6 protein-coding genes are annotated in these 9,376 nt (G+C 45.9%); 5 read left to right on the top strand and 1 reads right to left on the bottom strand.

What is annotated here, in order from left to right:
* The first annotated feature begins 438 nt into the window (after positions 1 to 438).
* The 5 genes from AC06MN_RS00645 (at position 439) to AC06MN_RS00625 (ending at position 7,534) form a co-directional block, all read left to right on the top strand.
* On the top strand, positions 439 to 1,341 hold the full coding sequence (locus AC06MN_RS00645; RefSeq protein WP_475670425.1) for a DUF3078 domain-containing protein: 903 nt from the start codon (positions 439 to 441) through the stop codon (positions 1,339 to 1,341).
* Positions 1,342 to 1,428: 87 nt separating this feature from the next.
* Positions 1,429 to 1,932: a metallophosphoesterase family protein gene (locus AC06MN_RS00640; RefSeq protein ID WP_475670424.1), complete on the top strand. Its 504-nt coding sequence runs from the start codon at positions 1,429 to 1,431 to the stop codon at positions 1,930 to 1,932.
* A 215-nt stretch (positions 1,933 to 2,147) separates the two neighbouring features.
* Positions 2,148 to 2,774: a 16S rRNA (guanine(527)-N(7))-methyltransferase RsmG gene (gene rsmG, locus AC06MN_RS00635; RefSeq protein ID WP_475670423.1), complete on the top strand. Its 627-nt coding sequence runs from the start codon at positions 2,148 to 2,150 to the stop codon at positions 2,772 to 2,774.
* Positions 2,775 to 3,144: 370 nt separating this feature from the next.
* A complete protein-coding gene (locus tag AC06MN_RS00630) occupies positions 3,145 to 5,946 on the top strand; it encodes a M16 family metallopeptidase (RefSeq protein WP_475670422.1) in 2,802 nt (933 codons plus the stop codon).
* A 142-nt stretch (positions 5,947 to 6,088) separates the two neighbouring features.
* Positions 6,089 to 7,534: an MFS transporter gene (locus AC06MN_RS00625; RefSeq protein ID WP_475670421.1), complete on the top strand. Its 1,446-nt coding sequence runs from the start codon at positions 6,089 to 6,091 to the stop codon at positions 7,532 to 7,534.
* 699 nt (positions 7,535 to 8,233) lie between these two features.
* On the opposite strand, the gene AC06MN_RS00620 is transcribed toward AC06MN_RS00625, so the two are convergent.
* Complete coding sequence (locus AC06MN_RS00620; RefSeq protein ID WP_475670420.1) at positions 8,234 to 8,992, bottom strand: hypothetical protein; 759 nt, start codon at positions 8,990 to 8,992, stop codon at positions 8,234 to 8,236.
* Positions 8,993 to 9,376 lie beyond the last annotated feature (384 nt).

Below are 9,376 nucleotides of genomic sequence, written 5' to 3'. Positions count from 1 at the left end.
ATTCAGATATGTACAGATCAACATTTACCAGCCACAGCTTATCACCTGCAAGGGATAACTGTGCCCATACGTGTCAAATCGTCAAAAACAACATGTCAATGAGTGGATAAACGAACGCTATCGACAGCCAAAGTCCTCTGAGGAGCGACTGATTCCGAAAGATTGACTCTTGTGGAACGGCTTCCACTCGAATTTATGAATTAATAGAACATACCTTATCAGTTATCAGTTATCAGTTATCAGTTTTCAGTTATCGGTTATTGGTTTTCAGTTTTTCAAAAATCTTGCAATCCCGAAGTCTTGCGGTCTCGTAATTCCAAAAGTCCAAATGTCAAACAGTCTAAATGTCAAACAGCCTAAATGTCAAATAGTCAAATAGTCCAAATGTCAAATCTTTAAATCTTGAATATTAAATCTTTAAATCAATATCTTACACACATGAAAAAAGTAATTTTCACCCTCATGATGGCCGCATTTGCATCGGCCTCATTTGCTCAAGAAAACGCAGAAACAAAACCTTGGACTACCAAAGGAACTGTCGGATTGAATTTTTCCCAAAGTTCGTTCACCAACTGGGCTGCCGGCGGTCAGAATGCCTTGAACTGGATTGGGACGCTGAATTATCAAGCCAACTATGCAAAAAACGGATTCAAATGGGACAACACCTTGAGCACATCACTTGGCTACAGCTATTTCAATTTCAAGGACAAGCCAATCAAGACCGACGACAAAATCGAACTCACTTCACTGGCCGGTTTGAAGGCAACCGAAAAGCTGAACTACAGTTTGGAACTGGCATTCCGCTCACAATTCGCCAATGGTTTCAACTACGAAATTGATTCCGCACAACGCATTTCAAAATTTCTTGCTCCGGGTTACATCACCTTGGGCGTCGGTGCCGAATGGGTTCCAAACAAGTATTTCTCATTGAATTTTGCCCCAATCACAGGCCGCGTCACGATTGTAAGCGATTCCTTGTTAGCAGAAAACGGTGCTTACGGTGTAGAAGCCGGCAAACACGCACGCTATGAATTCGGTGCCCGACTCGTTGCAAAACTCGACGTGCCGATTGCCGAAAACATCAGCTTCAACTCAAAGCTGGAACTCTTCTCCAATTACCTCGACCATCCTTTAAGAATCGACGTCGACTGGCAGAACCAGCTCCTGCTGAAAATCAATTCATGGCTCAATTGCAGCATCGCGACCCACTTGATTTACGACTACGACGTTCCTTTCTACAACATCGACCCAGCCACGGGGTTGTCATCAACCACACCTATCGAAGGCTCGAAAGTGCAGTTTAAGGAAGTGCTGAGTCTTGGTGTCATGTTTAACATCTAATTGAAAACGAGGTTTCGAGGTCACGAGACCGCGAGACTAAAAATCTCGTACACCCATGACCTCGTGACCTCATAATCCCATGTTTCCATGAAAAAAATCGGCATCATATCCGACACACATTGCACGCTCATTCCGCAAGTATTCAGCTTTTTCAAGGATGTGGATGAAATCTGGCACGCCGGCGACATAGGCAACATCGAAACCGCCGAACAGTTGGCCGCTTTCAAGCCTTTACGCGCCGTTTACGGCAATTGCGATGACCATGTGATCAGGATGCAATATCCTGAAGACCAATTCTTTCACATTGAAGACATCGATGTATACATGACCCACATCGGCGGCTATCCCGGAAAATATATGCCTGAGATACGATACATTTTAAATGAGAAAAAACCGAATCTTTACATTTGCGGGCATTCACATATATTAAAGGTGATGAATGACCCAAAACTGAATCTGCTCCACATCAATCCGGGGGCTGCCGGACAAACAGGCTTCCACAAGAAAATCACGATGATACGTCTGGTCATTGATGGAAAAACATTCAAGGATTTGGAAATCTTCGAGTTAGACAGAAACCGTTCTTTTTAAATCTGGTTTTTACTGTTTTATTCCCGAACCATACGGCAGAGTTTTCTCATGCCATTCAATGTTTTTTCACAGAACTTTTTGTTTTTAAGCTGTCTCAAACGAATGGCTGTTTGCAATTGCTGTTTCGGTCATTTTTAGCTGCCAATCAAATTCCGACAAATTTCTTTTCGACCCAACCATATTTTTTCCTACTTTTGGCAGTTTATTATACCCGTATGGACACAACAAGAATATTCAAATATTTCCCCGAACTGAGCGAACAGCAAAAGGCGCAGTTCAACCAGTTGAAAGACTTGTATTTAGACTGGAACAGCAAAATCAATGTCATATCCAGAAAGGACATGGATCACTTCTACGAGCACCATGTTTTGCATTGCCTCGCCATTGCAAAATACATGGAATTGCTCCCCGGCATGAAAATCATGGATTTGGGCACGGGCGGCGGTTTCCCCGGCATTCCGTTGGCCATCATGTTTCCGCAGACCGAATTCTATCTGATTGACGGCACAGGAAAGAAAATCACCGTGGTCAATGCCGTGAAAGAAGCCATCGGCTTGCAAAATGTTGTGGCAGAGCACAAACGCGCCGAAGAAGTGAAAGAGAAATTCGATTTCATCACCGGACGTGCCGTCATGACCTTGCCCGAAATCGTCAACCTGGCGGGCAACAAGTTGAGAATCAGAGGTGATATTGAGGCTGGCGGCATCCTTTACCTGAAAGGTGGCGACTTGACGGCGGAATTCAATGCCCTCTCAAAATATTGGAAACACAAGAAAGTGGCTGTCAGCAAATGGTTTAGGGAGGAGTATTTTGAGGAGAAATATGTGGTACACCTTTATTAAGTGGAAAGTAAGGACGCACCGAGTGCGTCCTTTAAGTGGGAAGTTTTAAAGTGTTAGGAGTTGGGAGGAAAAGAAGAAGTATGTTTTCTGAACACGCATACGCCCTGAAAGGGCAACTTAAAAAGAGCAAAGGGCAAAATGAGCTTGCGAATGACACCCTTTGCGAATGTAAAAACGGTTCAAAACCTCAAAAGTTTCAAAATGTCTAATTATCTAAATGTCAAACAGTCTAATTGTCAAATAGTCCATTATAAAATATAATGAGATTCCCGCCTGCGCGGGAATGACGGCCTCGAAAAAAGGCCGTCAAAGAGTCTAAAAGTCCAAATGTCAAATTGTCTAAAAGTTTAACAATCAAATAATTCAAAAAATGAAAAAGTTAGCATTACTTTTCCTTGCAGTGGCTGGTTTTGCCACGGCAAGCATCGCACAGCAGATGCCGCCATGTCCGTTGGACCCAAACGTCAGGACTGGCCAATTGGAAAACGGATTGACTTATTACATCCGTCACAACGAGAAACCGGCACAGCGCGCCAATTTCTACATTGCGCAGAAAGTCGGTTCAATTCTTGAAGAAGAAGAACAGCGCGGTCTGGCTCACTTCCTCGAGCACATGTGCTTCAACGGCACACAGCACTTCCCAGGCAAGGATCTGCTTAACTACATGGAACACAACGGTGTGAAGTTCGGCGAAAACGTCAACGCATGGACCAGCATCGAACAGACCGTCTACATGCTGACCAACGTCCCGACCACCAATCCCGGCTTGATTGACTCCTGCCTTTTGGTTTTGCACGACTGGTCAAACTACGTTTCACTTGAAGACGAAGAAATCGACAAGGAACGTGGCGTCATTCTGGAAGAAATGCGTCAAGGACAAAACGCCATGATGCGTATGTACGAAACTTTGCTTCCAGCCCTGTATCCAGACAGCCCTTACGGTGCCCGTCTGCCAATCGGTACCGAACAAGTGGTTGCCAATTTCGATTACGAGACCCTGCGCGCCTATTATAGAAAATGGTATCGCCCTGACTTGCAAGGCATCATCATCGTTGGTGACATCGATGTCGATCAAATCGAAAGCAGAGTGAAGACCATGTTTGGTGCCATTCCGGCTGCTGAAAATCCAGCAGAACGCACACGTTTCCAGGTCGCTGACAACGACGAACCATTGGTTGCCATCGCTTCCGACAAGGAAGAGACCAGCTATCAGATCAGCGTGTATTACAAGCACGACATCACCCCGATGGAAGAAAGAGGTTCACTCGATTATTGGATTTCGACCTACGTCAACGACATCATTTCAAGCATGTATAACAACCGCTTGGAAGAACTGACCCAGAAGCCGAATCCTCCATTCATTTACGCAGGTGGTTATTACGGAACTTACTTTGTTTCAGACACTAAGGACGCTTGGTCGAGTGCTGCCTACGCAAAAGACTTCAACGGCATTGACGAAGCTCTCAGCGCCATCGTCATGGAAAACAACCGCATGAAGCAATTCGGTTTCACCGCTTCGGAATACGAACGCGCCAAGGCCGATTACCTCAGACAAGTCGAAAGCCAGTTTGAAGAACGCAACAAGCAGGACAACGGCAGATACCTCTACCCTATCCTCAACCATTTCTTGGCTAACGAACCTATGATGGGCATCGAAAACGAATATGCACTGCTTTCGCAAATCATGCCTGCTCTGCCTCTGGAAGCCATTAACGCTTACGCTCAGGAACTTATCACCGAAAAGAACATTGCCATTGCCCTGACTGCTCCACAGAAAGAAGGCGAAACACTGCCTACCAAGGACGAATTGCTGGCCCACTTCAACAAGGCAAACGCCATGGAAGTCGAAGCCTACACCGAGACCGTTTCCGACGAACCTCTCATCGCCCAACTGCCAAAGAGCGGCAAAATCACTGACAAGAAAACCAACGACACTTTCGGCACTACCGAACTCACCCTCAGCAATGGCATGAAGGTCATCTACAAGCCTACCACTTACAAGGATGACGAAATCGTCATGTCAGGCTACAGCTTTGGCGGTTATTCCGTCATGGACATGGATGATCCTTACACTTTGCAGGAAATCAACGAATTGGCCACATTGGGCGGTGTCGGCAACTTCAGTGCCATCGACCTTCCAAAGGTTTTGGCCGGCAAAAAAGCCAGCGTTTATCCTTCCATCAACAACTACACTGAAGGCATGAGCGGCAGCTGCTCCGTGAAGGATTTGGAGACCATGCTCCAACTCACCTATTTATATTTTACTGCACCACGCGCCGATGAAGAAGCCCTTCAATCTTACCTGACCCGCACCAAATCGATGCTGGCTAACGCCGAATCAGACCCAATGACCGCTTTCCGAGACAGCCTCTATGCCGTCATGTACGATTCACATCCGTTGGTAAAGCGTATGAAAGCAGAAGATTACGACAAGATTGACTATGCAAAGGCCCTGAAACTTTATCAGGAACGCTTCAGCGACCCGAACAACTTCGTCTTCACATTCGTCGGCAACATCGACCCTGCCACTTTCGAACCATTGGTAGAACAATACCTCGGCGCACTGAAGAAGCAGAAGAGAAACGAGACCTGGAAAGACAACGGTATGAGCCTCACCAAGAAAGACAACATTTGTCACTACGAAAAGCAAATGGAAACTCCAAAGGCTACCTGCTACATGATTTACAACGGTGCCATGGAATACACCCTCAAGAACCAACTCGCCATGCAATGCCTGAACGATGTGATGGACATCGTCTACACCGAAAAAATCCGTGAAGACGAAGGAGGCACCTACGGTGTCGGCGTTCAGGGCAATGTTGGCAACCGTCCGGAAGGCAACTTCATGTTCCTCATCGGTTTCGACACCAACAAGGAAATGCACGAAAAGCTGATGAACATTGCCAAGACAGAACTTGCCAACGTTTCAAACAACGGTCCACGTCCGGAAGACCTCAAGAAAGTGAAGGAATTCCTTGTGAAGAAACATGCTGAAGACCTTGAAAACAACCGTTACTGGATGAGCAGCATCGTTGCTGAACAACGTGATGGCTTCAACCAGATGAAGGATTACGAAGAAGTCCTAAACAGCATCAGCAGCGAAGACGTTGCAGCCATGGCAAAGAAAGTCCTTAACGGCTACAAGAAGGAAATCGTCCAACTGCCTGAATAAAAAGGTTCAAAGGCGCTTTGCGCGGAGAAAAATTGTTCAAAAAGCGTTCATGCGCTTGTCGGAGAAAACGCTTTTTGAACGATTTTGAACCACTTAAATAATTGACAAACAATTTAGTATTAACAAATAAAATTACAATCAAATGGTAGAAAAAGTTCAACAGCTGTTAAACGACAGCAAAGCAGCCCGCTGGACTGCACTGATTCTCATCGCATTGATGATGTTTTTCGGCTACATGTTCGTTGATGTCATGTCGCCACTTCAAAGCCTCGTCGAAGTAGAACGCGGCTGGACTCCTGATGTTTTCGGCACCTACGCTTTGTCCGAATACATCCTTAATGTTTGCGGCTTCCTTATCATTGCCGGTATCATCCTCGACAAGATGGGAGTCCGTTTCACTGGCGTATTGTCAGCCTCGATGATGTTTATCGGTGCTTCCATCAAATTCATTGGTGTCAGTGATTGGTTCCAAACCACAGCCATGTGCAACTGGCTGAATTCATGGTGGGTGACTCTTCCCGGCAGTGCCAAACTGTCTTGCCTTGGTTTCATGATTTTCGGTTGCGGTTGCGAAATGGCTGGTACAACCGTTTCGAAAGCCATTGCCAAATGGTTCAAAGGCAAGGAAATGGCTCTTGCCATGGGTATCGAAATGGCTATCGCCCGCGTGGGTGTTTTCGCCATCTTCTCAATCTCTCCACTGATTGCCGGTAAAATCAATCCTACTATCGTGAAGCCAGTCGGTTTCTGCACCGTGCTGCTGCTTATCGGCTTGATTTGCTTCATTGTTTTCACCTTCATGGATAAGAGATTCGACAAGCAGCTGGTTGAAGCCGGTCTTGCCACCGAAGAAAAAGATCCTGAAGACGAATTCAAAGTCAGCGACCTCGGCAAGATTTTCTCAAGCCTGAGCTTCTGGGTTGTCGCCTTGCTCTGCGTACTTTACTATTCAGCAATTTTCCCATTCCAGCGTTACGGCGCCAACATGCTGCAATGCAACTTGAACGGTATTTCGGCAACTGCCGCCTCCAACATTTTCCGTTGGTTCCCAATCGGTGCAGCCGCCATCACTCCTTTCCTCGGCTCATTCTTAGACCACAAAGGCAAGGGTGCAACAATGCTTATCTGGGGTGCAATTCTGTTGATTGTCTGCCACTTGGTTTTCGCTTTCGTATTGCCGGCAACACACAGCAAACTCATTGCTTACGCTACCATCGTCATCTTGGGCATTTCATTCTCATTGGTTCCAGCCGCTCTGTGGCCTTCAGTTCCAAAGATTATCGATGAAAAGATTTTGGGTTCAGCCTACTGCCTGATTTTCTGGGTTCAGAACATTGGTCTTGCATTCGTTCCGAAACTCATCGGTAATGTGCTGGTCAGCAGCAACGCTAACAACGAAGCCGTCATCGCTGCAAAAGCCGCCATTGAAGCCGGTGCCACCGACACATTCATTCCTTACAACTACACGACTCCGTTGATTATCTTCGCTTGCTTTGGTGTCGCTGCCCTCTTCATTGCCATCTATCTGAAAGCTCTCGACAAGAAGCGTCACCTTGGCTTGGAAGAACCGAACATCAAGAATGCTTAATATCAAATTCATTTGAAATGAAAAAAGCCGCTCATTGGGGCGGCTTTTTCATTTATCTGCGGTTCGAAAAATGAAATTCCGCCAAGGCGGTAGAAAGTAAATTCGGAGTAAATTTTAGAGTAAATTATGAGTAAATCTCTTTTCTCGCGACAGCCAATCCGTGCCAATTCTTGCGCATGGCGCATTTAAATTTTAATCCGCGTAAAATCAGCGTCATCTGGGTAATCTGCGGTTCGAAAAATGAAATTCCGCCAAGGCGGCAGAAAGTAAATACGGAGTAAATTTTAGAGTAAATTATGAGTAAAACTCTTTTCTCGCGACAGCCAATCCGTGCCAATTCATGCGCAAGGCGCATTTAAGTTTTAATCCGCGTAAAATCAGCGTCATCCGTGTAATCTGCGGTTCGAAAAATAAAATTCCGCCAAGGCGGTAGAAAGTAAATACGGAGTAAATTTTAGAGTAAATTATGAGTAAATTTCTTTTCTCGCGCCAACCAATCCGTGTTTAGCGAAGCAAAAAGCAGTTGTTATCGTTACAGGTTATTTTTTAATTCTCACTAAAAAACACCGAGGGCATCGCGGCGACACCCTCGGAGAAAAAAATGGCTGTTCTTTCTCAAGTAATAATTTCAGGAACAGACAAGACTGAACTACAAAAAGTCAAGAGTTTGTCTTTAATAGCAAAGGACTCTGACTTCAATTAGGATGCCTGTTCGGCATTCACCGTAACATCCGCTGCCTTTTCGTCTTGCGACTCAGCCTTAATGTGGTACGAACGGCGGTTGGCATCATCAATGATGGAGCAGAACAGTTTCCACGGCCCTTCGAAAGCCGTCGGATTGACTTGACTCATGCCCTGAAGGTAATGCCCGACGGCATTGATGATTTCCTTCGAGCCGTTTTTCAAGTCGAGCAGACGGATTTTGGCTTCCGGGCTTGCCATGGCTTGGGCCAGGATGGCCTGTTGCTGGACCAGTGCTTCGACGGCAGCCTCGATTTCGTCGACCTTCTGCCCTATTCCGAGCATTTCGACGCAAAGCTGCGCATCGCCTTCCCTCAAGTCGCGCACCATGGCCCTGGTGACGGTTATCTTGCTGCTCACAGCCAAACGCGACACCATGCCATATTTGCCGATGACGGACTCGACCACCTTGATGCCCTCCATCGTCACCGAGCTTTGGTCATCGCCACAATGCTTGGCCAACGACTTCAGCACGAGACGCAACGAGCTTAACTCGCGGGACAGCTGGTCTGATTTTTCGCGGACACCAATTCGGGCTTCCTGGTTTTTGCCCACGAAGGCGAAGAGTTCGGCATCCCAATGTTTGAGTTCAACGGCCTTTTGAGCCAGAAACTCGTCCTTAAGCGCCTGCGTGGAGAGAAATGATAATACGCGATTCACTCCATTGCTGTAATCTTCTAGCTTAAGGCTTTTCTTTAAATAGTTGGATTTCTTCATTTTGAACTATTTAAAATTGTTAAACAAAAAAAAATAAAAGCACATACGGCCGAAGCCGGTAAAGACGATACTATTCCTCGAGACATCATTAGAGCATTATCAGTTTCAGCTACATTACTTAGCACAAAACTGGTGTGCCCCCAATTTCCAGCTACATTACTTAGCACAAAACTGATGTGTACCCAATTCTCAGCTACATTATCTAGCGCAAAACTGATGTGCATCCAATTTTCAACTACATTATCTAGTATTTTGTAACACTTAAAAGTTCAATATAGGGTAGAGATGTTTCAGTTTGATTCGGGCATCGACAGTCTTAAACTGCCAATTGACGCTCTTTTGAGCGGCGTTCCTCTCGGTATTCCAAGAAGCAATCTCTTCATT

The sequence above is a fragment of the Candidatus Limimorpha sp. genome, assembly GCF_056203535.1.
This window is presented reverse-complemented; position numbering and strand designations above follow the sequence as displayed.

Bases quoted from the DNA above. Each gene is read 5' to 3' on its own strand.
- AC06MN_RS00645 (WP_475670425.1), top strand. From the start codon at position 439: ATGAAAAAAGTAATTTTCACCCTCATGATGGCCGCATTTGCATCGGCC.
- AC06MN_RS00640 (WP_475670424.1), top strand. From the start codon at position 1,429: ATGAAAAAAATCGGCATCATATCCGACACACATTGCACGCTCATTCCG.
- rsmG (WP_475670423.1), top strand. From the start codon at position 2,148: ATGGACACAACAAGAATATTCAAATATTTCCCCGAACTGAGCGAACAG.
- AC06MN_RS00630 (WP_475670422.1), top strand. From the start codon at position 3,145: ATGAAAAAGTTAGCATTACTTTTCCTTGCAGTGGCTGGTTTTGCCACG.
- AC06MN_RS00625 (WP_475670421.1), top strand. From the start codon at position 6,089: ATGGTAGAAAAAGTTCAACAGCTGTTAAACGACAGCAAAGCAGCCCGC.
- AC06MN_RS00620 (WP_475670420.1), bottom strand. From the start codon at position 8,992: ATGAAGAAATCCAACTATTTAAAGAAAAGCCTTAAGCTAGAAGATTAC.